The sequence below is a fragment of the Mycobacterium paragordonae genome, assembly GCF_003614435.1.
In the GTDB taxonomy this organism is placed as follows: domain Bacteria; phylum Actinomycetota; class Actinomycetes; order Mycobacteriales; family Mycobacteriaceae; genus Mycobacterium; species Mycobacterium paragordonae.
In genome coordinates, this window is sequence record NZ_CP025546.1 from 3,448,797 (window position 1) to 3,474,706 (window position 25,910).

General features: G+C 68.3%; 26 protein-coding genes and 1 riboswitch. Of the genes, 13 read left to right on the top strand and 13 right to left on the bottom strand.

The window, feature by feature from the left end; all coding sequences use genetic code 11:
- Positions 1-42 precede the first annotated feature (42 nt).
- The 6 genes from C0J29_RS15640 to C0J29_RS15665 form a co-directional block, all read right to left on the bottom strand.
- Complete coding sequence (locus C0J29_RS15640; protein WP_065165211.1) at positions 43-1,095, bottom strand: hemolysin family protein; 1,053 nt, start codon at positions 1,093-1,095, stop codon at positions 43-45.
- Positions 1,092-2,447: a hemolysin family protein gene (locus C0J29_RS15645; protein WP_065165213.1), complete on the bottom strand. Its 1,356-nt coding sequence runs from the start codon at positions 2,445-2,447 to the stop codon at positions 1,092-1,094. The genes C0J29_RS15640 and C0J29_RS15645 overlap by 4 nt, the downstream gene beginning before the upstream one ends.
- Before the next feature lie 7 nt (positions 2,448-2,454).
- Positions 2,455-3,891: a GuaB1 family IMP dehydrogenase-related protein gene (locus tag C0J29_RS15650; protein WP_120792869.1), complete on the bottom strand. Its 1,437-nt coding sequence runs from the start codon at positions 3,889-3,891 to the stop codon at positions 2,455-2,457.
- A 9-nt stretch (positions 3,892-3,900) separates the two neighbouring features.
- On the bottom strand, positions 3,901-5,358 hold the full coding sequence (gene gndA, locus C0J29_RS15655) for an NADP-dependent phosphogluconate dehydrogenase (protein WP_120792870.1): 1,458 nt from the start codon (positions 5,356-5,358) through the stop codon (positions 3,901-3,903).
- 105 nt (positions 5,359-5,463) lie between these two features.
- The gene (locus C0J29_RS15660; RefSeq protein ID WP_065049671.1) at positions 5,464-6,414 is read right to left on the bottom strand and encodes a M56 family metallopeptidase; all 951 of its coding nucleotides are present in this window, start codon (positions 6,412-6,414) and stop codon (positions 5,464-5,466) included.
- A 14-nt stretch (positions 6,415-6,428) separates the two neighbouring features.
- Positions 6,429-6,845 (bottom strand): BlaI/MecI/CopY family transcriptional regulator, encoded by a 417-nt coding sequence (locus tag C0J29_RS15665; protein ID WP_055579092.1) that lies wholly within the window; start codon positions 6,843-6,845, stop codon positions 6,429-6,431.
- A 267-nt stretch (positions 6,846-7,112) separates the two neighbouring features.
- Here C0J29_RS15665 and C0J29_RS15670 point away from each other — a divergent pair, with 267 nt between their 5' ends.
- On the top strand, positions 7,113-7,517 hold the full coding sequence (locus C0J29_RS15670; RefSeq protein WP_065049675.1) for a PaaI family thioesterase: 405 nt from the start codon (positions 7,113-7,115) through the stop codon (positions 7,515-7,517).
- A 1-nt stretch (position 7,518) separates the two neighbouring features.
- Here the strand turns inward: C0J29_RS15670 and C0J29_RS15675 are convergent, their stop codons facing one another.
- The 4 genes from C0J29_RS15675 to C0J29_RS15690 form a co-directional block, all read right to left on the bottom strand.
- Positions 7,519-9,030, bottom strand: coding sequence for an APC family permease (locus C0J29_RS15675; protein WP_242460442.1), 1,512 nt, complete (start codon positions 9,028-9,030; stop codon positions 7,519-7,521).
- A 59-nt stretch (positions 9,031-9,089) separates the two neighbouring features.
- Entirely contained in the window at positions 9,090-10,370 is a 1,281-nt protein-coding gene (locus C0J29_RS15680; RefSeq protein WP_425272134.1) for a PPE family protein, read from the bottom strand.
- Between the two features lie 50 nt (positions 10,371-10,420).
- Positions 10,421-11,761, bottom strand: coding sequence for a PPE family protein (locus tag C0J29_RS15685; RefSeq protein ID WP_120792871.1), 1,341 nt, complete (start codon positions 11,759-11,761; stop codon positions 10,421-10,423).
- A 439-nt stretch (positions 11,762-12,200) separates the two neighbouring features.
- The gene (locus tag C0J29_RS15690; protein ID WP_174814845.1) at positions 12,201-13,364 is read right to left on the bottom strand and encodes an agmatinase family protein; all 1,164 of its coding nucleotides are present in this window, start codon (positions 13,362-13,364) and stop codon (positions 12,201-12,203) included.
- A 104-nt stretch (positions 13,365-13,468) separates the two neighbouring features.
- Positions 13,469-13,533, bottom strand: a riboswitch (guanidine-III (ykkC-III) riboswitch).
- Positions 13,534-13,681: 148 nt separating this feature from the next.
- Between C0J29_RS15690 and C0J29_RS15695 the strand changes: the two genes are divergently transcribed.
- The 6 genes from C0J29_RS15695 to C0J29_RS15720 are packed head-to-tail and all read left to right on the top strand — an operon-like array spanning position 13,682 to position 17,962.
- Positions 13,682-13,984, top strand: coding sequence for an urease subunit gamma (locus C0J29_RS15695; RefSeq protein WP_065049684.1), 303 nt, complete (start codon positions 13,682-13,684; stop codon positions 13,982-13,984).
- Positions 13,981-14,295, top strand: a complete 315-nt coding sequence (locus tag C0J29_RS15700; RefSeq protein ID WP_120792872.1) for an urease subunit beta — start codon at positions 13,981-13,983, stop codon at positions 14,293-14,295. The genes C0J29_RS15695 and C0J29_RS15700 overlap by 4 nt, the downstream gene beginning before the upstream one ends.
- On the top strand, positions 14,292-16,013 hold the full coding sequence (locus tag C0J29_RS15705) for an urease subunit alpha (RefSeq protein ID WP_120792873.1): 1,722 nt from the start codon (positions 14,292-14,294) through the stop codon (positions 16,011-16,013). The genes C0J29_RS15700 and C0J29_RS15705 overlap by 4 nt, the downstream gene beginning before the upstream one ends.
- Positions 16,013-16,648, top strand: coding sequence for an urease accessory protein UreF (locus C0J29_RS15710; protein ID WP_120792874.1), 636 nt, complete (start codon positions 16,013-16,015; stop codon positions 16,646-16,648). The genes C0J29_RS15705 and C0J29_RS15710 overlap by 1 nt, the downstream gene beginning before the upstream one ends.
- A gap of 10 nt (positions 16,649-16,658) precedes the next feature.
- On the top strand, positions 16,659-17,324 hold the full coding sequence (gene ureG / locus C0J29_RS15715; protein ID WP_120792875.1) for an urease accessory protein UreG: 666 nt from the start codon (positions 16,659-16,661) through the stop codon (positions 17,322-17,324).
- Entirely contained in the window at positions 17,324-17,962 is a 639-nt protein-coding gene (locus tag C0J29_RS15720; protein ID WP_120792876.1) for an urease accessory protein UreD, read from the top strand. Before ureG ends, C0J29_RS15720 begins: the two co-directional genes overlap by 1 nt.
- On the opposite strand, the gene C0J29_RS15725 is transcribed toward C0J29_RS15720, so the two are convergent.
- The 3 genes from C0J29_RS15725 to C0J29_RS15735 all read right to left on the bottom strand — a co-directional run bounded on the left by C0J29_RS15725 (position 17,959) and on the right by C0J29_RS15735 (position 21,130).
- Positions 17,959-19,350 carry an NAD(P)/FAD-dependent oxidoreductase gene (locus C0J29_RS15725; RefSeq protein WP_065049692.1) on the bottom strand — a complete coding sequence of 464 codons (1,392 nt, stop codon included), beginning with the start codon at positions 19,348-19,350 and terminating at the stop codon, positions 17,959-17,961. The genes C0J29_RS15720 and C0J29_RS15725 overlap by 4 nt on opposite strands.
- Before the next feature lie 147 nt (positions 19,351-19,497).
- Positions 19,498-20,418, bottom strand: a complete 921-nt coding sequence (locus tag C0J29_RS15730) for an LLM class F420-dependent oxidoreductase (protein ID WP_120792877.1) — start codon at positions 20,416-20,418, stop codon at positions 19,498-19,500.
- 34 nt (positions 20,419-20,452) lie between these two features.
- Positions 20,453-21,130, bottom strand: coding sequence for an SDR family oxidoreductase (locus tag C0J29_RS15735; protein ID WP_065049697.1), 678 nt, complete (start codon positions 21,128-21,130; stop codon positions 20,453-20,455).
- Positions 21,131-21,265: 135 nt separating this feature from the next.
- On the opposite strand from C0J29_RS15735, the gene modA reads away from it, so the two are divergent.
- From modA to C0J29_RS15765, 6 genes are all read left to right on the top strand, one after another.
- A complete protein-coding gene (gene modA / locus C0J29_RS15740) occupies positions 21,266-22,033 on the top strand; it encodes a molybdate ABC transporter substrate-binding protein (protein WP_120792878.1) in 768 nt (255 codons plus the stop codon).
- 6 nt (positions 22,034-22,039) lie between these two features.
- On the top strand, positions 22,040-22,834 hold the full coding sequence (locus C0J29_RS15745; protein ID WP_120792879.1) for an ABC transporter permease: 795 nt from the start codon (positions 22,040-22,042) through the stop codon (positions 22,832-22,834).
- Positions 22,835-22,840: 6 nt separating this feature from the next.
- Positions 22,841-23,935 (top strand): sulfate/molybdate ABC transporter ATP-binding protein, encoded by a 1,095-nt coding sequence (locus C0J29_RS15750; RefSeq protein ID WP_120792880.1) that lies wholly within the window; start codon positions 22,841-22,843, stop codon positions 23,933-23,935.
- A 74-nt stretch (positions 23,936-24,009) separates the two neighbouring features.
- A complete protein-coding gene (locus tag C0J29_RS15755) occupies positions 24,010-25,065 on the top strand; it encodes an alanine and proline-rich secreted protein Apa (RefSeq protein WP_120792881.1) in 1,056 nt (351 codons plus the stop codon).
- Positions 25,066-25,188: 123 nt separating this feature from the next.
- Positions 25,189-25,488, top strand: a complete 300-nt coding sequence (locus tag C0J29_RS15760) for a GlsB/YeaQ/YmgE family stress response membrane protein (protein WP_055576795.1) — start codon at positions 25,189-25,191, stop codon at positions 25,486-25,488.
- A 110-nt stretch (positions 25,489-25,598) separates the two neighbouring features.
- Complete coding sequence (locus C0J29_RS15765) at positions 25,599-25,877, top strand: GlsB/YeaQ/YmgE family stress response membrane protein (protein WP_065049707.1); 279 nt, start codon at positions 25,599-25,601, stop codon at positions 25,875-25,877.
- The last annotated feature ends 33 nt before the right edge of the window (positions 25,878-25,910 follow it).

Here is a 25,910-nt window from a genome sequence, read left to right on the forward strand (position 1 = left end):
TGTCTGGTACCCGCGGCCGCTCAGATCATACGGGCTTTTCGATCACTCCCGGGGCGCGCGGTCGCGCATGCTGCCGACGAGGTCCTCCACCAGATCCTCCAGCGCCACCAGCGCGACCACCTCGCCGTTGTCGGCTGTCACCAGGGCGAGGTGGCTGTTGCTGCGGCGCATCCGCGACAGGGCGTCGGGCAACCCCAGCGCCTGCGGAATCGTCGGCAGCGGACGCACCAGCGCCCGGCCGATCACCGTGTGCGGATTATCACCGAGGGCGAGCACATCTTTGATGTGCAGGTAGCCGATGTAGTTGCCCTCGCGGTCCACCACCGGGAAGCGGGAGTACCCGGTCTGCGCCAGGGCCTGCTCGACCGCGCCGATCGTCGGCCCGGAGCCCGCCGAGGCCACCGAAACCGCGTGGACTTTGGCCAGCGGAACCGCGACGTCGCCGACCACCCGGGTGCGCACCCGCAGCGCGCGGGTCAGCCGGACGTGCTCCTCCTTGTCGAGCAGGCCTTCGGAGAGCGATTCGGCGATCAACTCGGACAGTTCGGCGGTGGACACCGTGATGTCGAGTTCGTCTTTGGGTTCCACGCCCAGCAACCGCAGTATCCCGTTTGCGCACTTGTTGTAGACGACGATGACCGGGCGGGCGGCGCGCACGTAGGGCAGATATGCGGGGACCAGCAACATCGCGGTGCGTTCCGGACCGGCCAGCGCGATGTTCTTGGGCACCATCTCGCCCAGCAGCACGTGCAGCGTCACCACCAGGCCCAGCGCCAGGATGAAGGCCAGCGTGTGCACCAGCGCCGGGTGAACGCCGGTCAGCTCGAACGCCGACTGCAGCAACGAGGCGACCGCCGGCTCGGCGATCCGCCCGAGCAGCAGCGATGCCACCGTCACGCCCAGTTGAGCGCCGGCCAGCATCGCCGGCAGCTGTTCGCCGGCGCGGATGACGGTGACGGCGCTGGCCCGGCCCTGCTCGGCGAGCGCTTCGAGCCGGTCGCGGCGGGCCGAGATCATTGCGAACTCCGCGCTGACGAAGAAGGCGTTCAGGGCGATCAGCAGGATCGCCAGCAGCACCGCCACGATCGAGTTCATCGCTCGTCCCCGGACAATCGGGGGAGTTCCTTGAGCTCCAGCAGGTCCAGCCGGCGCCCGTCCAGCTGCACCACCTTGGCCTGCCAGCGGATGGTTTCATCGGGCAGGCCGTTCCGGTTCAGGGCGGGGAGCTCGACCGTCTCGCCGGCTATCGGGATGTGACCCAGCTGGCGCAGTACCAGGCCGCCGATCGTCTCGTACGGCCCTTCCGGCGCGCGGTAACCGATAGCGGTCTCCACTTCGTCGATGCGCAGCAGCCCCGACACCCGCCAGCCACTGCCGTAGGCGACCACATCCGGGGTCGCGTCGTCGTGCTCATCGCGCACGTCACCCACGATTTCCTCGATCAGGTCTTCGACCGTGACCATGCCGGCGGTGCCGCCGTATTCGTCCACCACCATCGCGGTCTGCAGGGAGTTGGCGCGGATCTGAGCCATCACGGCGTCGCCGTCGAGCGTCGAGGGCACCACGGCGACGGGTTTGACCACCGTCCGCAGCAGGGTGTGCGCCCGCTGCGCCGCCGGCACCTGGAAGGCCTGCTTGACGTGCACGATGCCGACGGTCTCGTCCAGGTCGCCCTGCACGACCGGGAAACGCGAGAATCCGGTGGCGGCGACGGCGGCCACCAGGTCGACGACGGTGTCGTCGGTCTGCAGCGCGACGATCTTTGAGCGGGGGGTCATCAGCTCCTCGGCGGTACGCGTGCCGAACTGCAGGGAGCGGTGCATCAGCGCCGCGGTGACGTCGTCCAGCGACCCGCGACGTGCCGAGGTGCGCACCAGCGACACCAGTTCCTGGGGCGTACGTGCCGAGCGCAGCTCTTCGGCCGGTTCGATGCCGAGGCGGCGGACGATCCAGTTCGCCGCCCCGTTGGTCATCCGGATGGCCGGGGTGAACAGCACGGAGAACAACCACTGCGGCAGTACGACGGCACGGGCGGTCCGCAACGGCCGCGCAACGCCGAGGTATTTGGGCACCAGCTCGCCGAACACCATCGACACCGACGTCACGACGATCAGCGCCAGCACCGTGGTGATGGTGTCGGCCATCTTGTCGGAGACACCCATCGCGTCCAGCCACGGATGCGGCAGCGCCGCCACCAACGGCTCGGTCAGGTAACCGGTGGCCAGCGTGGTGATCGAGATGCCCAGCTGCGCACCCGAGAGCTGGAAGGACAGCCTGCGGTGGGCCCGGCGGATCAACCGGTCCCGGCCGCCGCCGCTGCGTGCGTTGGCTTCCACGGCGCTGCGGTCCAGCGCGGTCAGGGAGAACTCGGATGCGACGAAGATCGCGGTGCCGAAGGTGAGCGCCAGGATGGCCAGCACGCTCAGCACGGTGCCGGAGTGGTTCATGAGTCCTTCACCAGCCGGTGGGCAACGGATGCCCTTCGGCGAAGCCGGCGGGGGACTGCACACCGACCACCGCCCGCTCGTACAGCTCTTCCAGGTTCGCGGCGCCCACGTAGGTGCAGGTGCTGCGCACGCCGGAGGTGATGTGGTCGATGAGGTCCTCCACCCCGCCGCGGTCGGGGTCCAGACCCATCCGCGACGTCGAGATGCCTTCCTCGAACAGCGCCTTGCGGGCGCGGTCGAACTGGCTCTCCGCACCGGAGCGGGCGACCACCGCCCGCTTGGACGCCATGCCGTAGCTCTCTTTGTACGGTTGGTTGTCGCGGTCGCGCATCAGGTCGCCCGGCGACTCGTAGGTGCCGGCGAACCACGACCCGATCATCACGTTCGACGCACCGGCGGCCAGCGCCAGCGCCACATCGCGCGGGTGCCGGATGCCGCCGTCCGCCCAGACGTTGCCACCCAGTTCCCTTGCTGCAGAAGCACATTCGACCACGGCAGAGAACTGCGGGCGGCCCACGCCGGTCATCATCCGGGTGGTGCACATCGCGCCGGGCCCGACGCCGACCTTGACGATGCCGGCTCCGGCCTCGATGAGGTCCCGGGTTCCCTGCGCCGACACCACATTTCCGGCCACCAGCGGCACGCCCAGGTTCAGCGAGGCGACCATCTTGATCGCCTCCAGCGTCTTGCTCTGGTGCCCGTGCGCGGTGTCGATGACCAGGACGTCGACACCCGCCTCGGCCAGCGCCTGCGCCTTGGACGCGACCTCGCCGTTGATGCCGACGGCGGCGCCGACCCGCAGCCGGCCCGTGCTGTCCAGGGCGGGGCTGTAGATCCCGGTGCGGACCGCGGCGGTGCGCGTCAGCACGCCGGCCAGGGTCCCGTCGGTGTGGGTCAGCACCGCCACGCCGACCGGCGCATGCTCGAGCAGGTCGAAGACCTTGCGCGGCTCGGTGCCCGCCGGCGCGGTGACGAAATCGGTGACGGCGATGTCGCGCACCCGGGTGAAGCGGTCCACACCCACACAGGCCGATTCCCGGACCAGCCCGATGGGGCGGCCTTCGAAGACCACCACCGCAACCCCGTGCGCGCGCTTGTGGATCAGCGCGATCGCGTCGGACACCGAATCGTCGGGCGCCAGCGTCACCGGAGTGTCGAGGACCAGGTCTCGACTCTTGACGAACTCCACCGTCTGCTGCACGGCCGGGATGGGCAGATCCTGCGGGACGATCACGAGCCCGCCGCGACGGGCCACCGTCTCGGCCATCCGCTTTCCCGCCACCGCGGTCATGTTGGCGACGACAACCGGGATGGTGGTGCCGGAGCCGTCAACCGTGGACAGGTCGACGTCGAACCTCGACGCGACGTCGGACCGGTTGGGCACGATGAACACGTCGTTGTAGGTCAGGTCGAATGCCGGGCGGTGCCCGTCCAGAAACTTCATCGTCGCTCGCTAGGCAGGAACTTCGCTTCGGTCTCCGCTCCACAGGGTGTGGAACTTCTTGCCGGGTTCCTCATCGGTGCGCCCGTAGGTGTGCGCGCCGAAGAAATCGCGCAGACCCTGGGTCAGCGCGGCGGGCAGCCGTTCGGTGCGCAAGCCGTCGTAATAGGACAACGCCGAAGAGAACCCCGGTATCGGGATACCCAGCTGGGTGGCCGTCACCACCACGCGCCGCCAGCTGTCGATGGCCGCTTCGATCGCACTGCGGAAGTACGGCGCGACGATCAGCGAGGGCAGGTCGGGGTCTTCGTCGAATGCCTCTTTGATCCGGTTGAGGAACTTGGCCCGGATGATGCAGCCGCCACGCCAGATGGTCGCCAGGTCGCCGGGCGTGACTCCCCAGTCGTACTCGGCGCTGCCGGCCTGGATCTGGTTGAAGCCCTGGGCGTAGGCAATGATCTTCGACGCGTACAGGGCCTGCCGGACGTCTTCAGTGAATTGCGCTGCATCGCCGGGCTTTTCGCCCAGGTCGCCGGAGGCCAGTCCGGTGGTCGCCTTGCGCTGGGCCACCGAACCCGAGAGCGCCCGCGCGAACACGGCCTCGGCGATGCCCGTCACCGGCACGCCGAGGTCCAGCGCCGACTTCACCGTCCAGCGGCCGGTGCCCTTCTGCTCGGCCTCGTCGACGATGACGTCGACGAGCGGCTTGCCGGTCCTGGCGTCGGTCTGGCGCAGCACCTGAGCGGTGATCTCGACCAGGAAGCTGTCCAGGTCGCCCTTGTTCCACTCGTCGAACACCTCGGCGATCTCACCCGCCGACTTACCCAGCCCGTCGCGCAGCAGTTGGTAGGCCTCGCCGATCAACTGCATGTCGGAGTACTCGATGCCGTTGTGCACCATCTTGACGAAGTGGCCGGCCCCGTCGGGTCCGATGTGCGTGCAGCAGGGCACGCCGTCGACGTGCGCGGATATCTCCTCGAGCAGCGGTCCCAGCGACTCGTAGGACTCGGCGGGCCCGCCGGGCATGATCGAGGGCCCGTTCAGCGCCCCTTCCTCGCCACCGGAGATGCCGGCGCCGACGAAGTGCAGCCCACGCTCACGGATCGCCTTCTCCCGGCGGATCGTGTCGGTGTACAGGGCGTTGCCACCGTCGATGATGATGTCGCCCTCTTCCATGGCGTCGGCGAGTTCGTTGATGACGGCATCGGTGGGGTCGCCGGCCTTGACCATGATGATCACCCGCCGCGGCTTTTCCAGTGCGGCAAGGAATTCCGGGATCGTCTCACTGCGCACGAAGTTGCCGTCGGAGCCGTGCTCGTCCAGCAGCGCGTCCGTCTTGGCCACCGACCGGTTGTGCAGCGCCACCGTGTAGCCGTGCCTGGCGAAGTTCCGGGCCAGGTTCGAGCCCATCACGGCCAGCCCGGTCACCCCGATCTGTGCGGTCGCAGTCTTCGAATCCGACGAACTCATTTCCTGCCTCTCAGTCGGGCCCAGCAGTTGAGGAATCTTGGGAAATACCTTCGCACAACGGCCGCACCGGCGTTCCCCGGCATTCCAAGGCGCTCGGCTCAGTGCCTAGGCGGTGACCAACCGGTGCAGCTCCGTCAGCCACGGTACGGCCAGCGCGACAGTGGGCACCACCAGCACCGCCGCCGCGGTCAGATAGGCGGCGGCGGACAGCAGTGGGCTGTTGCCCCGGCCGGACAACCGCCGGACCCGCACCACGGTGCTGGGACCGCCCGCGGCCAGTGCGCCCGACGGCGCACGACCGGAAGCACAGGCCACCAGAGCGCGGGCCAGGGGAGTGCGACCAACCGTGCGGACGGCGGCGTCGTCGGCCAGCAGCTCGACCAGCAGCTGTACCGCACCCAGGGCGTTGGCACTGCGCACCAGGCGCGGAAACGCGGCGTGGACCGCCGTGAACGCTTCCAGGACCAGATCGTGGCGGGCCCGGAGATGAGCCCGCTCGTGGGACAGGATGGCTGCCACTTCGGTATCGGCGAGCGTGCTCAGGGCCCCTTCGCTGACCACGACCCGGCTGCGCACTCCGGGCAGGCAGTAGGCCAGTGGCTGCTCGACGTCCAGCACGCGCAGGTCCCGGGTCCGCGCGCACGGCTGGCTCAGCGCGGAATCGTGTCCCACCCCGACCAGGTCGACGACCATCCGGTGGTGCGCCCGGCGCCGCCGGTTCGCGATGGCCACCCGCACCACGGCCACCACCAGGCGCGCCCCGACCAGCACGGTCAGCGCGAAGACGGTCACGTAAGCCGCCCACAGCGGCCACCCGAGGCGACTCTCGGCATCGACGATGCCTGCGGTGGGCCGCCCGTCCGGGCCGGGCATCAACAGCCGGCTGGCAATGGCGATTCCCGCGCTGAACGTGGACAGGACGGCGGCCAGTGCAACCGCCTGCCAGAGCACCATCGCCGCCCGGGGAGCGCGCAGCGGCCACTTCGCGCGTGCCAATGCTGCCGGTGTAGGGCCAGCCAGCAGCACCGCAAGGATGGTGAAGGCCAGCGCGGACACGCTGATAGTCTCCCTCAGTCGTCGGCCGGAGGTCCAGCAGATAGCGAATTGCGTTGGTTTGCTTCCAATTCGGCGAGGGCCCGGCGCAGTGCGTCGGCCTCGTCCGCGCCGACCCGCTCGACGAAGTGCACCAGCGCGGCCTGCCGGCCGCCGGAGTCTTCCGCCTGGGCCAGCGCGTCAACCATGAGCCCGGCCACCAGTTCGTCGCGGCCGTGCACCGGCGCATAGCGATGCGCCCTGTCGTCCCGGAGTTGGGACACCAGGTTCTTCTTCGCCAGCCGTTGCAACACGGTCATGACGGTCGTATAGGCAAGGTCGCGGTGCGCCGACAACGCCTCGTGGACTTGGCGAACGGTCTGGGGCTCCGCCATCGACCACAAGTGGTCCATCACGGCGCGTTCCAGATCCCCCAGCCGCGTCAGCTTGGCCATAGTTCATCTCCTGAGCGTTAGAACCAGCGTACTCCGGCTTACTACCGAGTGTCGTACCCACAACGAACCCCTTCGTCACTTTACGCAACGAAGGCTTGCGAAATTAGGGCAGCCTTGCCTATGCTAAATCCGGTCGAGCGAAGACGGCCGCGGAGAGTCCTGAGGGCTGCAGCGACCCCGCGCCTCCTCGATCGGCGAGCCCCGTGCCTTGCGTACGGGGCTCGCCTGTTTTCGGGGACCGAAACGCCGATGGTGTAGACACAAGACGTGTCGTCAGCGCCTGAGCAGGAATTCGTTGCACCCTTCGACAGTGAGCTGGGTCTGCAGTTCACCGAACTGACTCCCGATGGCGCCCGCGCGCAACTCGAGGTCAAGCCGAAACTGCTGCAGCCGATGGGCATCGTCCACGGCGGCGTCTACTGCTCGATGATCGAGAGCATGGCCAGCGTGGCCGCCTACACCTGGTTCAACACCCAGGGCGCCGGCGGAAACGTGGTCGGCGTCAACAACAGCACCGACTTCCTGCGCGCCATCAAGTCGGGAACGGTGTACGGCAAGGCCGAGCCCATCCACCGTGGCCGCCTGCAGCAGCTGTGGCTGGTCACCATCACCGACGACGACGACCGGTTGGTGGCGCGCGGCCAGGTACGCCTGCAGAACCTGGAGGCCTGACTCACCGCTCCGGGATGGCGTCGGCATACGGCGCATCGCTCTTGGTGTGCGCCCGGGTACTCGCCATGTAGAGCAGTCCGAAGCCGATCACCAGTCCCGCCATCAGCAACACCACATAGTTGTCGTACCAGGGCGCGTCGGGGGACCGGGGCCAGCAGATGTTCACGATCGCCGCGACGCCGTACGCCAACGCCCCGACGTTGATCGGCAATCCCCATCGGCCCAACCGGTATTTCCCCGAAGGCTTCCAGCCCTTGGACCGGGCGCGCAGGGCGGCCAGCACCACCATCTGGAACCCGAGGTACACCCCCACGGTGCCGAAGCTGACCAGTTTGTTGAGCGGGTGCTCGGAGACGATGGTCCCGATGATCAATCCCGCCGGGATGATGACAGCGGCCAGCAGCGAGTACGGCGGCACGTGCCGCTTGTGGTCGAACCGCGCCAACAACCGAGAACCCAGGATCATGTCGTCACGGCCGTAGGAGAAGATCAGCCGGCTGGCCGCGGCCTGCAGGCTCAGCGCGCAGGACACGAACGAGATGAGCACGATGCCGAGCACCACCCGGGACCCGAGGTCGCCGAAGGCCGAACTCAGGACGGTCGAGATCGGGTTGGTGTCCTCGCCGCGGATCACCGCGCCGAAGTCGGTGACCGACAGGACCAGGCTCAGGCAGACGAACGTCGATGCCGCACCGCCGATGTAAATCGTGCGACGCATCGCCTTCGGTATCTGAATCCCCGGGTTGCGGACCTCCTCGGCGACGTCGCCACACGCCTCGAACCCGAAAAACTGGTAGAGACCGATGAGGCTGGCGGCGAGAAACGCGTACAGAAAGCTGTGTTCACCCTGGGCGCCGAAGCTGTGGAACAGCACTCCCAGCCCGTGGTGCCGGTGGGAGATCAGCAACCAGATGCCGACCACCAGCGCGCCGATGAGTTCGGCGGTGAAACCGAAGATCGCGAAATAGCCCAGTATCTTGGTCCCGGTCAGGTTGATCAGCGTGGCGACCGCCAAAACCGCCAGCGCACAATAGATCTTGGCCTGCGCCGTCGGACGGAATCCGACCATGGCCGCCAGGTAGGGACCCGCGCCGAACGCCGCGTCCGCGATGAGCGCCAACAGGCAGAACATGTACACCCAGCCGGTCATCCACGCCCATTTGCGGCCCCACAGCCGGCGCGCCCACGGGTAGACGCCGCCGGCCACCGGGAACTGTGCGACCACTTCGCTGAACACCAGCGCGACGAGCATCTGGCCGGCGCCGACGATCAGCAGGCTCCAGATCATCGCCGGACCGGCGGTGGCCAGCGCGAACGCGAACACCGTGTAGATGCCGACGACGGGCGACAGGTAGGTGAAGCCCAGCGAGAAGTTCGCCCACGGGCTCATGTCCCGCCGGAACTCCGAGGAGAAACCGAGCGCCTCGAGTTGGGCCTGATCCGCATCCTCAGCCGGTGGCGGGCCGACCGGCACCTCGCGTTCTTGGGGTTTCCCCGTACCAGCAAACACCACGATATGACCCTCCCATCGTCGAAACTTCCAAAGCTGTTGCGCCGTAACGCAACTAGGTGCTACTTGTGGGCCGCCTCCTGGATCAGCGTCGCGGCCGTGCGCTTGAGCACGTCCCGCTGCCGCGTCACATCGGCCACCGCTCGCCGGAGTTGGTTGAGCTCGTCCCGTTCGCCGAGCGGACCGTCATCAAGCCCGTCCTGCACCAACTCCGGCTCCCGCGCGATTGCGGGGATCACCTTCTGCCGCGACCGGGAACGCGGCTGGTCGCCTCTCGGCGCATTGACCACGCTGGCCACCGGACCGCCGAACCCGGACATGCCGCCGTAGAAGGGCGCGACCGAGCCCGGCGGTGCGCCATCGAGGCCGGCCGCGGGCAGTGCCGTTGCCGCCAGCCGGACCGCCGGCGTCGTGCCCCAGGACGGGGGCACGGACAACTTGCCCACATTGACCGCCTCACCGAGGCCGGCCGATGTCCCGGTGGCGGCGCTGCCCGCCGGGGCGCCGGTGGCCGGGGTGGTGACGTCCGAGGCCGCCGCGGCCGCCGGCGCGCTCAGCGAATCGGCGAGCGGGTTGAACGCCACCGCGACCATCGGCGCGGCCGTCAGCAGCACCCCGGATATGGCGAAATTCAAACCGTAGGAAAGGATTCCGAGGCCCAGGGTGTCCTCGCTGGCCTGTTCGAACGCCTGAACGGGATAGCTGTTGAAGAAGTCGAGCAGCGCGTTGGATCCGGGAAATGTACCGGTGGAGAGCTGATTGAGCAGATCGGGGACGGCGGCCAGTTGGGCGGCGGTCGACTGGGTCGGGGCGGCCGCGGCCTGACTGACCGCCGCGGCTTGCGTGGCGGTTCCGGTCGGGTTGGTGTTCTGTTGCGGTGTGGTGAACGGCGACAACGTCGTGGCCGCCGCGGAGGCGCCGGCATAGCCGAGCATCGCGGCGGCATCCTGGGCCCACATCTGGGCGTATTGCGCCTCCGTGGCCGCGATCGCCGCCGCGTTCTGCCCCAGGATGTTGGTGTCCACCAATGCCGTCAGCAACGCCCGGTTCACCTCGATCTGGGCCGGCGGCACGGTTGCGGCGAACGCGGACTCGTAGGCCGCGATGGCCGCGCCCATCTGCCCGGCCGTCTGCTCGGCCTGGGCTGCGGTGGCAGTGATCCAGGACGCATAGGGCGCCGCCGCGGCCGCCATCGACGCCGACGACGGGCCCACCCACGGTCCGCCGGTCAGCTCGGCGATCACCGCGGAATACGAAGCCGCGGTCGCCTTCAACTCCGCAGCCAACGACGACCAGGCCGCCGCCGCGGTCACGAGTGACCCCGGGCCCGCGCCGGCATACATCCGGCCGGAATTGATCTCCGGTGCCAGCGCCGCGAAATCCAGGACCGGGATCACAGCATCGCTTCCTTGATCAACCGGGCTGCCGCGTCGCGTTCGGTCGCCAATTCGTTGAGCTCCCTGCGCAATTGAGCCATCTCGTCGCGTTCGTGCTCGCTCAGAGCGCTGGCCACGGTTGGCGGCCGCTCCGGCGTGGCCGGGCCCGCCGACCGCCCACCGGTTTCGGTGACCCACGGCGGGAGCATCTTGCTGCGCGCGGCCGCGCGGGAGGCGGGTTCGCCGGTGCCGCGCGGCGCGTTCACCCAGCTGCCCACCGGCGGGATGCCGAAGCCGGAGCCGACGCCGGCGGCTTCTGCCTGCGGCGCGCCGGCGGCGCCGGCGGTCGGCAGGGCAGTGGCGGCGAGGCGGATATTCGGGTTCTCGACCCAGCTCTGCGGCACCGACAGTTTGCCGACTGTGGCCGCCTCGCCGACGCCGGCGGCCACCGGACCCTCCTGCGCACCCGATCCCACCAGTGCCGGGCCGGTCGCGCCACCAGACACGTCCGAAGCCGCGGCGGCGGCCGACGGCGGCAACGCCAGCGGGTACAGGGAGACGAAGAACGGTGTGATGCCGGAAGCCACGAATGCGAAGCCGCTGAATTCCGTGGCGACGTTGCCCACATCGGTGCCAAATCTGTTGATCGCCATGCCCAGCGGACTCGTCGCGAAGGTGTGCAGCAAGGTGAGCGGGTCGATGGATCCGGGGGCCGCCAACCCCTGCAGCAGATTAGGTACCGCCGCCATCTGGGCCAGCGTCGACTGGGCGGAGCCGGCGGGCGCAGCCGCGGCTTGACCGACCGCCGCCTCCTGCGTCGCCGATCCGGACGGGTTGGTGTTCTGCGGCGGCGTCGCAAACGGGGCCAGGGTCGTTGCCACCGCCGAGGCGGCGGCGTAGCCGAACATCGCCGCGGCATCCTGCGCCCACATCTGGGCGTACTGCGCCTCGGTGGCTGCGATCGCCGCCGTGTTCTGGCCCAGGAGGTTGGTGGCCACCAGCGCCGCCAGCAGTGCCCGGTTCACCTCGATCTCCGCCGGGGGCACCGTGGCTGCGAACGCGGCCTCATAGGCCGCCACCGCCGACTTCAACTGGGCGGCGGTCTGGCCGGTCTGGGCGGCCGTCGCACTCATCCAGGACACATAGGGGACTGCGGCCGCGGTCATCGAGGTGGACGACGGGCCGACCCACGGCCCACCGGTGAGCTCCGCTATCACCGCGCGGTAGGCCGCCGCGGTCGAGTCCAACTCGGCCGCCAGCGCCTCCCACGCGGCTGCCGCAGCGACCAGCGGCCCCGAGCCGGCGCCCGCGTACATCCGCCCGGAGTTGATCTCCGGCGGCAACACCGCAAAATCCACCGTTTAAGCCCCCTAACAAGCGGCCCGGTTTGAGCGCTGAGAAGGCGTGCAATCGCCGGGCCGAACTAATAGTCGGTCCGCTGGCTGAAACCGCACTGGTTAATAGCTGGTAATTTGCTGGTAATCAAGTATTTCGTTTGCTGTACTGCCATTTCGTCGTCGGGCGCGACAACCGGACGATGACCGGTCGGCGGTGACGGCGGCGAAATAAGCTGAAGCCAAAAGCCCTGTTAAAGGCCGCCGAAATACGGTTCCTGACTGGAGTATTGACCGAGCAACGAAATGCCGCCGGGGGCGGAGCCTATTCGGCCCCGCCCCCGGCGATTGAAGAGATGTTCGTGGCATTTCCGCGCCCATCGGCTGGCTTCACATGCATAGCCAGAGTGCGCTACAACTGAGCTTTTGATGTTGCCCTGCGTCTATCAGCAAGCTCTCTGTGTCAGTCCGCGAAGGGTCCCCAGGCGTGCCGTTTGAGCGACGCCGGCTTCTTGCCGAGTTTTCCGGCCCGCACCATGACGGCCAGACTGTCCAGGATGATCCGGCTGCTCATTAGCGCCGTCTGCTCTGCCCAGTCATACGGTGGTGAGCACTCCACCACCTCGATGCCGTCGAGACCGGGCTCGGAGATCATGCGAATCAGGTTCAGCGCTTCGCGGGGCAGCAGACCACCCGGTTCGGGCCAGCCGGTGCCGGGCACGAATCCCGCGTCGATCACGTCGATGTCGAAGGACAGGTACACCGCCTTGGCGTCCTTCCACGCCGTCTCCAGCGCGATCTCGGCGACCTTCTCCAGGCCGACTCTTTCGATGTCACCGACCGTGATCACGGTGCTGCCGCGCTGGCGGCCCACCTGAACGCCGGCGCGCGGAGCCTGCCACCCGCCGATCCCGATTTGCACCAGGTTGGTGGCCGGGGCGTTCTTGATGTTGGTGGCGTGGAACCACGGCGTGGTGTGCATCCGCTCATCGAGATCGGTTTCCTGGGTGTCGACGTGGCGGTCGAAGTGGATGATGCCGACGTTGCCGTCCAGGTACGGGGCCAGCCCGCGCACGGTGGGGAAGCCGATCGAGTGATCGCCGCCGAGTACGACCGGGAACACGCCTTTCGAAACCACGTGGGCCATGGCCTGGCTGATCTGGTCGAATGACTTCTCGATGTTGGCGGGGATGGTCAGCACGTCGCCGATGTCGACGATGTTCAGCTGTTCCCGTAGGTCGACTCCGAGTTCGTAGCAGTAGGTGCCGAACAGGTTGGTGGACCTGCGAATCCCGGTGGGGCCGAAGCGGGTTCCAGGCCGGTAGGTGGTTCCGGCATCCAGCGGCGCCCCGAAGACGGCCACTTCGGCGTCCGCGACGTCATTCACATCCTCGAGGAACGGCGCCTTCAGGAAGGTTCCGCGTTCCCCGGCGAAGTGCGGCAGCTCGCCGCGCGCGAAGGTCGACAGCGTGCGGTCGTTGATCGTCGGCGCGGCTTCCAACCCATGGGAGAGACACCGGTCGATTTCTTCGCGCAGCCGGCGGGTGGGCAGTTCGGCTTCGGCCTCCTGCGCCCACTTGCCCTCACGGTTGGGTATGTCGGCCTGTCCAGCGAATGGATTGAACACCACTGCTTCCTCTCGTCGATTCACGGCGGAGGATGCCTTGGTTACCGGCCTTTAAGCGGATAAATACCAGGTTGTTTCGGTGAGCCGGCGCGCCAGGCATCCAGTACTCACCGTCTTGTCGCTGTCCGGGTACGGCGAACTCGTCCGGGCGGCCCCGGGGTGGCACGCCTGGTTTCAAACTACCGACCGCCACGGCGTCCGCAAGCCAGATCGGCCCGAGTTAGGTTGGAGATCGCTGTGAGTCTCCTTGGTGCTTCCGTGGCGTTCTGCTGGTCCAGGATGCGGTCATCGGCGCAAGCGTGGCAGGATCCGAGGACATGCGTCTGACGCCGCACGAGCAAGAGCGACTGCTGTTGTCCTACGCCGCCGAACTGGCCCGTCGCCGACGGGCCCGGGGGCTGCGGCTGAATCATCCTGAGGCCGTTGCGGTGATCACCGACCACATCCTGGAGGGAGCGCGCGACGGCCGCACCGTGGCCGAACTGATGGCCAGTGGGTGTGATGTGCTGAGCCGCGACGACGTAATGGAGGGAGTGCCCGAGATGCTCGACGACGTCCAGGTGGAAGCGACGTTCCCGGACGGCACCAAGCTGGTCACCGTCCACCACCCGATCGCATGATTCCCGGCGAAATCCTTTATGGCGCCGGTGATATCGACATCAACGCGGGAGCGCACCGCATCGACATCGAGATCGTCAACACCGGTGACCGCCCGGTCCAGGTCGGTAGTCACGTCCACCTGCCGCAGGCCAACGCGGCGTTGTCCTTCGATCGCACCACGGCCTTCGGCTACCGGCTCGATGTTCCCGCGGCCACCGCGGTGCGCTTCGAACCTGGTGTGCCACAGGTTGTCTCACTCGTGCCACTCGGCGGCCGGCGCGAGGTGCACGGGTTGACCCTGGATCCCCCCGGCCGGCTGGACCCGGCATGACCCGACTGTCCAGGGAGCGCTACGCGCAGCTGTTCGGTCCCACCACCGGCGACCGGATCAGGCTGGCCGACACCGACCTGCTGGTCGAGATCATCGAAGACCGCAGCGGGGGACCGGGGCTGGCCGGCGACGAGGCGGTGTTCGGCGGCGGCAAAGTGTTGCGGGAATCGATGGGGCAGGGCCGCACCACCCGGGCACAGGGCGCGCCCGACACCGTCATCACCGGCGCGGTGATCATCGACTACTGGGGAATCATCAAGGCCGACATCGGGATTCGCGACGGGCGCATCGTCGGAATCGGCAAGGCCGGCAATCCCGACATCATGCACGGCGTGCACCGGGAGCTGGTGGTCGGCCCGTCTACCGAGATCATCGGCGGCAACGGCCGTATCGTCACCGCGGGCGCGATCGACTGCCATGTGCACCTGATCTGCCCGCAACTGATGGAAGAGGCACTGGGCTCCGGCATCACCACGATCATCGGCGGCGGCACCGGCCCGGCCGAGGGCAGCAAGGCCACCACCGTCACCCCGGGATCCTGGCATCTGGCCAGAATGCTCGAAGCCCTCGACGGCTGGCCGGTCAACTTTGCCCTGCTGGGCAAGGGCAACACCGTCAGCTCCGAGGGTTTGTGGGAGCAATTGCGTGGCGGCGCATCGGGTTTCAAACTGCACGAGGACTGGGGCTCCACGCCGGCGGCCATCGACACATGTCTGACCGTCGCCGACGCCGCGGGAGTACAGGTCGCACTGCACACCGACACCCTCAACGAGATGGGCTTCGTGGAGAACACGCTGGCGGCCATCGCCGGCCGGTCGATTCACACCTACCACACCGAGGGGGCGGGCGGCGGGCACGCACCGGACATCATGACCGTTGCGGCGCATCCGAATGTGTTGCCCAGCTCCACCAACCCGACCCGGCCGCACACCGTCAACACCCTTGACGAGCACCTCGACATGCTGATGGTGTGCCACCACCTCAACCCGGCCGTGCCCGAGGACCTGGCCTTCGCGGAGAGCCGGATTCGGCCGTCGACGATGGCGGCCGAGGATCTGCTGCACGATCTGGGCGCAATCTCGATGATCGGCAGCGACTCCCAGGCGATGGGCCGCATCGGCGAGGTGGTGTTGCGCACGTGGCAGACCGCGCATGTGATGAAGCGCCGCCGCGGGGCCCTGCCCGGCGATGGCGATGCCGACAACGTGCGGGCGCGCCGCTACGTCGCCAAGTACACCATCTGTCCGGCCGTCGCCCACGGCATGGACCACCTGATCGGCTCGGTGGAAGTCGGCAAGTTGGCCGACTTGGTGCTCTGGGAGCCGGCGTTCTTCGGAGTGCGCCCGCACGCCGTGATCAAGGGCGGGGTAATCGCCTGGGCCGCAATGGGTGACGCGAATGCGTCCATCCCGACCCCGCAGCCCGTGCTGCCGCGGCCGATGTTCGGCGCCGCCCCGGTGACCGCGGCCGCATCCTCCGTGCACTTCGTCGCACCGGCGGCCCTGGAAGCCGGGCTGGCCGACCGGCTGAGGATCAACCGGCCGCTGGTGCCGGTCGGCGATGTGCGCGCGGTCGGCAAGGCCGAACTGCCCCTGAACGACGCGATGCCGCGCATCGAGGTGGAACCCGACACATTTACCGTCCGCATCGACGGTGAGGTCTGGCAACCCGAGCCGCCCGCCGAACTTCCAATGGCGCAACGGTATTTCCTGTTCTGATGGCATCGCTCGCGACGCTTCTCGCTCTTGCCGACTCCCGGCTGCCCACCGGCGCACACGTGCACTCCGGTGGTCTCGAAGAGGCGGTCAGCAGCGGGCTGGTGACGAATCTGCGCACCCTGGAGGCGTTTCTCACCCGACGGATCCGCACCCACGGGTTGGTCACCGCATCCATTGCCGTCGCGGTCCAGCGCGGGGACCTCACCACCGAGGACGCCGATCTCGAAACCGACGCCCGCACACCGTCTCCCGCGGCTCGCGAGGCGTCCCGCAAGCAGGGCCGCGGTCTGACCCGGCTGGCCCGACTGGTCTGGCCCGATCCCGGCTGGGACCTGCTGGGCCGTCAACCGCACCTGGCGGTGGCCGCCGGGCGCGTCGGCGCACGCTGCGGTCTGCCCGCCGAACACAACGCGCTGCACGTCGTCTACACGACGATGACCGGGTCGGCGACGGCCGCTCAGCGTTTGCTTGCCCTCGACCCGGCGGAAGTGGCCGCGCTGACGATCCGGCTGTCCGCCCTCTGTGAGGACACCGCCGCCGCGGCGACTAGAGGACTGGCCGAGCTCTCCGACCCGCTACTGGACACGCTGGCACAACAGCACGCCCAACGCGAGCGCCCCCTGTTCGCCTCCTGAAAGGTCAACCATGCCAACGCATTCCCACACACACAGCCACACCGAGCGGCCCAGGCGGGTCCGCCGGCCGGGTGAGCCGCTGCGCATCGGGGTCGGTGGCCCGGTCGGCTCGGGCAAGACGGCGCTCGTGGCGGCGCTGTGCCGCCAGCTGCGCGACGAACTCTCGGTGGCGGTGCTGACCAACGACATCTACACCACCGAGGATGCCGACTTCCTGCGCCGCCACGCCGTGCTGCCCGACGACCGGATCGCCGCCGTGCAGACGGGAGGCTGCCCGCACACGGCAATCCGCGACGACATCACCGCCAACCTCGACGCGATCGACGACCTGCAGGCCGCCCACGAACACCTGGACCTGATCCTGGTGGAGTCCGGCGGCGACAACCTGACGGCCACCTTCTCCTCCGGCCTGGTCGATGTGCAGATCTTCGTCATCGATGTGGCCGGGGGTGACAAGGTGCCACGCAAAGGCGGACCCGGTGTCACCTATTCGGATCTGTTGGTGGTCAACAAGACTGACCTCGCTCCGCTGGTCGGCGCCGACCTCACGGTAATGGAGCGCGACGCCGAGGCCGTGCGCGACGGCCGTCCCACGGTGCTGCAGTCGTTGACCGACGACCCGGCGGCCGGCCAGGTGCTGACGTGGGTCCGCGACCAACTGGCGGCCGCCCGCTGATGGAATCGCGGGTGCTGCTGGTGGCTGCACGCAATCGGTTGCCGCGCCTGCAGTGGCAGGGTGGTATCCAGGCCAGGTGCACCAATCCCGATACGGTGCACCTGATTTCGACCGCCGCGATCCCGCTGGGCGGCGACCGCATCGACATCCGGGTGATCGTCGAAGACGGTGCCCGGCTTCGGGTGCGCAGCGCCGCCGCCACTGTGGCGTTGCCCGGCACCGAGACCGACACCTCACATACGCATTGGAAGATCGACGTCACCGGGGAGCTGGACCTGGATCTGCAGCCAACCGTCGTGGCCGCCGCAGCCCGGCATGTCTCGACGGTGAACCTGCGCCTCCACGAAGACGGCCGGGTGCGGCTGCGCGAACGCGTCCAGATCGGCCGATGCAACGAGGGCCAGGGCTTCTGGTCGGGATCCATTCGGGCCGACCGGCATTCCCGACCCATGCTGCGGCACCGGCTGGAACTCGGCGCCGGGTCTCCGGCCGACGACGAACTGTCCGCACCCCGGGCCATGGTCAGCGAATTATGCTATCCCGCAACATGTTCCGAATTCGAACCCGGCTCGACGGTGCTGGCGCTGGCCGGCGGAGGGACGCTGAGTACCTGGCAGGCCGATCGGCTGACCGGCTAACTGGCCTTTCGGGTGACGGCCCCGGAATTCTGCGCCTCGGCCGCCGCTTCGGCGAGTTGTTCCAGGCGCGTTCGCGCGAACGCCTGCTGGTCGGTGATGGTCAGCTGTCCCCGCCGGGTGCTCAGGAACGTCACCGTCCACGACAGCAGCGTGGCCACCTTGGTCTTGAACCCGACCAGGTACACCAGGTGCAGCACCAGCCACATCAGCCAGGCGATGAACCCGCTGAACTCCATCGGCCCGATCTTGGCGACCGCGGAGAAGCGCGACACCGTTGCCATCGAGCCCTTGTCGAAGTACTGGAACGGCTCACGCTCGGCAGCGTCGGCCCCGGCAAGCTCGGCCTTGATGTTGTTGGCGACGTATTTCCCGCCCTGGATGGCGCCCTGCGCCACGCCGGGCACGCCTTCGACCGCGGCCATATCACCGACGACGAAGACGTTCGGGTGCCCCGGGATCGACAGGTCGGGTAGCACCTGCACCCGGCCGGCCCGGTCGAGTTCAACGTCGGACTGCTCGGCGAGGTCGCGGCCCAGCCTGCTCGCGGCGACCCCGGCCGACCACACCTTGCAGGCGGATTCGATGCGCCGCTCGGTGCCGTCGGCGTCCTTGACCGTGATGCCGTTGCGGTCCACGTCGGTGACCATGGCACCCAATTGGATTTCGACGCCCAGTTTCTCCAACCGTGCGGCGGCCCGCTCACCCAGCTTTTCGCCGAACGGCGGCAGCACCGCGGGCGCGGCATCGAGCAGGATCACCCGTGCCCTCGTCGAATCGATATGCCGGAAAGCACCTTTCAGGGTGTGCTCGGCCAATTCGGCGATCTGCCCGGCCATCTCGACACCGGTCGGACCGGCACCGACGACGGTGAAGGTGAGCAGCTTGGCGCGGCGTTCCGGGTCGCTCGACCGTTCCGCCTGCTCGAAAGCGCTCAGGATCCGGCCCCGCAACTCCAGGGCGTCGTCGATGGTCTTCATGCCTGGGGCGAATTCGGCGAACTGGTCGTTGCCGAAGTAAGACTGGCCGGCGCCGGCCGCGACGATCAGGCTGTCGTACGGGCTCTCGTAGGTGTGGCCGAGCAACTCCGAGATGACGACCTTGCGGGCCAGATCGATGTGCGTGACATTGCCCAGCAGCACCTGCACGTTGCGCTGCTTACGCAGGATGACGCGGGTGGTCGGCGCGATCTCGCCCTCGGAGATGATGCCGGTCGCCACCTGGTACAGCAAAGGCTGGAAGAGGTGGTGGGTGGTGCGGGCGATCAGCTTGATGTCGACGTCGGCATGCTTGAGCTTCTTTGCCGCCGTGAGCCCGCCGAACCCCGATCCGATGATCACGACGCGATGCCGTTGACGTGGTTCAGCTGTGGATTCTTGTTTGGGGCTCATGTCTCGCTGCTCCTGACGGGATCTCCTTGCGCGGGCGACTGCAGTTAGCTAATACCCAAAGCCTAGTCAACCCACCCGCACAAACCCAACCACGAGCATGTGTAATTAGCCACACTCAGCGAATTGCGTTCTGTGGCCGCACTTTCGCTACCCGGCGAGCAGTGGGCGCAGCGCCTCGGCGACGCTGGTGATGACCCCCGGGATGTGACCGCCGGGGATGTTGATGATGGCGCCGTCCAGGCCGGCGCCCAGCACTTTGGCCTCGACCTGGTCGGCTATCTGGGCGGGGCTGCCGATCGCCATGCGAGCCGTCAGATTTTCCGGCAGCTGTTCGGGTTTCGCGTTCTCATCGACCATCACCGTCAGCATCATGCTGGTCTCGAGCGTGGCCGGGTCCCGGTCGACTTCCGTGCAGCGCGCCTTGACGGCGTCCATCTTGCGGGGCAGTTCGTCGAACGCCGCAACGATGTTCAGGTGGTCGGCGTAGCGCGCGGCAATGCCGAACGTCTTCTTCTCACCGCCGCCGCCGATCAGCACCGGAATGCGTTCGCGGTAACGCGGTTCGGCCATCGCGGACTCGGTGGAGTACCACTGACCGGAGAACGTGGGCCGCTCGCCCTTGATCATCGGATCGAGGATCTGCATGGCTTCCTCGAGCCGGTTGAACCGGTCGGTGAAGGTGCCGAACTCGAAGCCCAGTTGCCGATGTTCGAGTTCGAACCAGCCGGCCCCGATACCCAGCACCGCGCGACCGGCGCTGACCACGTCCAGGGTGGTGATCACCTTGGCCAGCAGGGTCGGGTTGCGGTAGGTGTTGCCGGTCACCAGCGTGCCGAGTTGCATCCGCTCGGTCGCGGTGGCCAACGCGCCCAGGGCCGTGTACGCCTCCAGCATCGGCTGATCCGGGGTTCCCAGCATGGGCAGCTGGTAGAAGTGGTCCATCACGAAAAGCGAGTCGTAGCCGGCAGCTTCGGCTTCCCTGGCTTGCGCGATGACGGTGGGGAACAGGTTTTCTACGCCGGTTCCGTAAGAGAAATTGGGAATCTGAAATCCAAGCCGAATAGCCACGGTGTCTACCGTAGCGTCCGGCTCGAGACGCGGTTCAGGCGAACTGAGCGAGCGCGCCGTGGCTGACGTGCAGCGTCTGGCCGGTGATGTGGCGGGCCGCCGGAGTGGTCAGGAACAGCGACAGCCGGGCGATCTCCGCCGCGACCGGTGCCGGCGTGCGCGAGAGGCCGTCGTAGCCGGCCTGCACACTGCGGCCGGTTGCGACGGCGTTGACCGTGATGCCGCGGGTGCCGTAGACCTCGGCCTGCCCGCTGACCCAACTGGACACGGCGGCCTTGATCGAGGCGTCGACGCTGCCGACAGGCGGGTTCTCGGTCAGCACGGTGATGATGTGGCCGCCGGAGCGCAGGTGGTCGCCCACGCACTGCACCGTCAGGACGGCGGACAGCAGGGTCGCGTCCAGCGTGCGCCGCCATGCGGTGGCCGTGTCGGACAGCGAGTAGGTGCGCGGGTCGCCCGCGTCCCAGGTGGGGGCGGGGATGTTGACGATGGTGTCGAGGTGGTGGGGGAACAGCGACCGGGCCTCTTGGAGGCTGGCCGGGTCGGTGGTGTCGCAGACGATCGCGTCGACGTCGAGTTCCTTGGCGACGACCTCCAGGTCGCCACCGCGGGCACCCACCAGGGTTACCTTGTGTCCGTCGTCACGAAAGCTCTCGGCTACTGCGCGTCCCAGATCGGTGTCTCCACCGGTGACCACAACCTCCACTGCCACGACCTCCTCGTGCTATGGCGTCAGCGCGGTCCATGTTACTGGACAGTAGCTATTCGACGAAACCACGCGCCGCGGCGACGCGCTGATCAATTGCATAACTATTCGACCGCGTCGCCGCAGCGCTAGGTTTGACCGATGCGTCGCAGTCGGGTGTTGGCCGGATTGGTGGCGATGCTGCTGGTGGGCAGCCTGACGGCGTGCAGTTCGGGGTCTCGGCAGGGTCAGGACTCCCGCGCGGTCGTGGTGTTCGCGGCCGCGTCACTGAAACAGGTCTTCACCTCGATCGGCGAGCAGTTCAAGTCTGACAACCCGGGTACGACGGTCACGTTCAATTTCGCGGGCTCGTCCGAGTTGGCGACGCAACTGATCCAGGGCGCCGCCGCAGATGTCTTCGCGTCGGCAGACACCGCGCAGATGGACCGGGTGGCGCAGGCGGGCTTGCTGGCCGGTGCCGCGACCAACTTCGCCGCCAACACCCTGGTGATCGTCACAGCGCCCGGCAACCCCAAGAACATCGGTTCCTTCGCCGACCTCACCCGGCCGGGGCTCAGCGTGGTGGTGTGCCAGCGACCGGTGCCGTGCGGTTCGGCCACCCACCGCATCGAGGACGCCGCCGGCATGCAATTGCACCCGGTCAGCGAAGAACCGAGCGTCAGCGATGCTCTCAACAAAGTGACCACGGGGCAGGCCGATGCCGCACTGGTATACGTCACCGACGCGTCGAATGCCGGAAGCAAGGTGACGACGGTCAACTTCCCGGAAGCCGCGCAGGCGGTGAACGTCTACCCGATTGCGGTGCTCAAGAAATCGCCGCAAGCCGAGCTGGCCGGGAAATTCCAGGCCGCGGTGACGGGTCCGGCCGGCCGAGAGATATTGGACCGGGCCGGCTTCGCCAAGCCCTGAGCTCCGATGCCCACGCCATCCCACCTGCCTCGCTGGGTCTACGTTCCAGCCGCAGCGGGGACGCTGTTTGTCGGACTGCCGCTACTGGCGGTCGCGATCAAGGTGGACTGGCCGCACTTCTGGTCACTGATCAGCAGCGAATCCGCCACCACGGCCTTGCTGCTGAGCCTGAAAACCGCCGCGGCCAGCACCCTGCTGTGCGTGCTGTTCGGGGTCCCGATGGCGCTGGTCCTGGCCCGTAGCGGGCTGCGCCTGGTCCGGGCGCTGCGGCCGGTGATCCTGCTGCCCCTGGTGCTGCCCCCGGTCGTCGGCGGCATCGCACTGCTCTATGCGTTCGGCCGGCTCGGCCTGATCGGGCGCTACCTCGAAGCGGCGGACATCAGCATCGCCTTCACTACCACGGCCGTCGTGCTGGCGCAGACGTTCGTCTCGCTGCCGTTTCTGGTGATCTCGCTGGAAGGCGCGGCGCGCAGCGCGGGAGCCGACTATGAAGTGGTGGCGGCCACGCTCGGGGCACGGCCGACCACGATCTGGTGGCGGGTCACCCTGCCCCTGCTGCTGCCCGGTCTGGCCTCCGGAGCGGTGCTGGCGTTTGCGCGGTCGCTGGGGGAGTTCGGCGCGACGCTGACGTTTGCCGGTTCGCTGCAGGGCGTGACCCGTACGCTGCCGCTGGAGATTTACCTGCAGCGCGTAGGGGACCCGGATGCGGCTGTGGCACTGTCGCTTCTGCTGGTGGCGGTCGCGGCGGTGGTGGTGCTGGGGCTGGGCGCGCGCCGGCTCACCGGGGCCGACGTGAGGTAGCCGGCGATGAGCGATCTGCAGTTGCGTGCCGTGCTGGCCGCCCGGGGTCTGGATGTGGAGTTTTCGGTGGCCGCCGGCGAGGTACTGGCCGTCCTCGGCCCCAATGGCGCGGGCAAGTCGACGGCTCTGCATGTCATCGCCGGGCTGCTCCGGCCGGACTCCGGTGTGGTGCGGCTGGGGGACCGGGTGCTGACCGATACCGCGGCGGGAGTGCAGGTGGCCACCCATGACCGTCGGGTGGGGCTGCTGATGCAGGACCCGTTGCTGTTTCCGCATCTGCGGGTGGGCGCCAATGTGGCGTTCGGGCCGCGGACTCGTCGCCGCCTGTTCTCGTCGGGTCCGGCCCGGGAAGCGGCGCTGCACTGGCTGCGGGAAGTCGATGCCGAGGAGCTAGCCGACCGCAGGCCGCGCCAGCTGTCCGGCGGTCAGGCGCAGCGCGTCGCCATCGCACGAGCCCTGGCCGCCGAACCGGAACTCTTGCTGCTCGACGAGCCGCTGACCGGGCTCGATGTGGCAGCGGCGGCGTCGATCCGCGCGGTGCTGCGCGACGTGGTCGGTCGTACCGGCTGCGCCGTCGTCCTGATCACTCACGACTTACTCGATGTGTTCGCGCTGGCCGATCGCGTGCTGGTGCTCGAGTCCGGGAAAGTTGCCGAGATCGGAGCGGTCGCGGAGGTGCTGGCGGCGCCCAGGAGCCATTTCGGAGCACGCATCGCGGGCGTCAATCTGGTCGGCGGGACCATCGGCCCCGATGGCGCGCTGCACAGCCGGTCGGGTCTGCGCTGGCACGGCACCACCGACGTACCGCTCGCGGCAGGCCAGCGGGCGGTTGCGGCCTTCGCGCCGGCAAGTGTGGCTGTCTACCCTGACCTCCCCCACGGCAGTCCACGCAACACCGTCGAGGTGACCGTGGCGGAGTTGGACACCCGCGGCCCGGCGGTGCTGGTGCGCGGGGCGGACCAAGCAGACGGAGCACCCGGACTGGCAGCCAGCATCACCCCGGACGCCGCGGCCGAGCTGCACATCGCCCCGGGCCGGCGGGTGTGGTTCAGCGTCAAGGCCGCCGAGGTTTCGCTGTATCCGGCACCGGACGGCAGGTAGAGCCGCGACCTTATCTGCGAGACACCGGCTGGGCCTTCCTTGCTTCGGGCCGACGAGAGGGTAGGTTCGTCGCCATGTACCAGGAGGACCCGAACCCGACACGCCGCAAGGGATTAGTGGCGTCGCTGGCCATTGCCGCGGCGACCGCCGTCACCATTGCGTTGCCGGCAACTGCCGGCGCCGACCCCGAGCCGGCGCCCTCACCGACTCCTACCGTCGCGCCGCCCGCGTCGCCCGCTCCGGCGTCGCCCGCACCGGCTGCGACCCCCAGCCCCTCGGCGACTCCTGCGCCAGGAGCCAGCCCCACGCCTGCGCCGGGAGCAAGTCCCACGCCGACCGCCCAGCCCGCCGACCCCAACGCGGTACCGCCACCGGCCGATCCCAATGCACCGCCGCCGCCGGACCCCAACGCGGTGGAAGCCGGACGGGTGACCAACGCCGTGGGCGGGTTCAGCTTCATCGTGCCGCCCGGCTGGGTGGAGTCCGACGCGTCGCACCTGGACTACGGCTCGGCGCTACTGAGCAAGGCAGCCGGTGAGGCTCCGATGCCCGGACAGCCGCAGCCGGTGGCCAACGACACCCGCATCGTGTTGGGCCGGCTGGACCAGAAGCTCTACGCCAGCGCCGAAGCCACCAACCCGAAGGCCGCCGTGCGGCTGGGATCGGACATGGGCGAGTTCTTCATGCCGTATCCCGGCACCCGGGTCAACCAGGAGACCGTTCCCCTCAACGCCAACGGCGTCTCGGGCAGCGCGTCGTACTACGAGGTGAAGTTCAGCGACACCAGCAAGCCCAACGGCCAGATCTGGACCGGCGTGGTCGGCACCCCGGCGGGCGCCACTCCTGCCGCCGGACCGCCGCAGCGCTGGTTCGTGGTGTGGCTGGGCACGTCCAACAACCCGGTCGACAAGAACGCCGCAAAGGCGCTGGCCGAGTCGATCCGGCCCTGGAATGCTCCGGCCGCCCCAGCGGCTCCCGCTCCGGAAGCTGTCCCGGGTGCTCCCGCGCCTGCACCGGCAGCGCCTGCCGAGCCGGGTGCCCCGGCGCCTGCACCGGCCCCGGCACCGGCTCAGGCGCCGGCCGCTCAGACTCCGGCGTCGACGCAACCTCGGAGCACCCAACCGGCCTGAAACCGGCCTGAAACCCGCCCTGAAAACTAGGCCGAATCGTTCCTCTATTCGTTACGCGGAAGGCGTATACCGATAGCACGGTCCAGTGATTGCACTGGACCTAGCCAGCGGAGAGGAACCCTCATGGACGTCGTCGCAAGCACCGAATTTCTCGCTCGCTCAACCACGCTGACCAGCGTGGGCTGGATCGGCTACATCATCATCGGCGCGCTGGCGGGCTGGATCGCCGGCAAGATCGTCAAGGGTGCCGGATCGGGCATCCTGATGAATATCGTGATCGGTATCGTCGGTGCGTTGATCGGCGGATTCCTGCTCAGCTTCGCCTTTGACACCGCGTCGGGCGGCTGGTGGTTCACCTTCTTCACCGCAATCCTGGGTTCGGTGATCCTACTGTGGCTCGTCGGGATGGTGCAGCGGCGCTGAATTCCCGCCCGCGGCGGGAGGATTCGCGGATCGGGCGCGATTGACGGCACCCGCACCGGGTATTACTGCGAGGTCCCCTCGACAAGTTAATACCCCTGAAGGAGCTGGTCATGGTCCTGCACATCATCGGAATGATCGTTCTTGGACTGATCGTCGGGCTGATCGCGCGACTCATCGTGCCGGGCAGGCAGCCGATGGGCTGGATCGCCACCGCGCTGCTCGGCATCGTCGGCGCCTACGTCGGCGGCACCCTGGGCAGCGTCGTCTTCCCGCCGCACAAGTTCACCATCACCCCGCCCATCAACCACTCGTTCCTCGGAGCGCTGGTCGGTGCGGTGCTCCTGCTGCTGATCTACAAGTTCGCCACGTCGCGCACCCGGACTCTGTAGCCGGGCGGGCCCGTCGCGGCGCGCTGCCTCGCG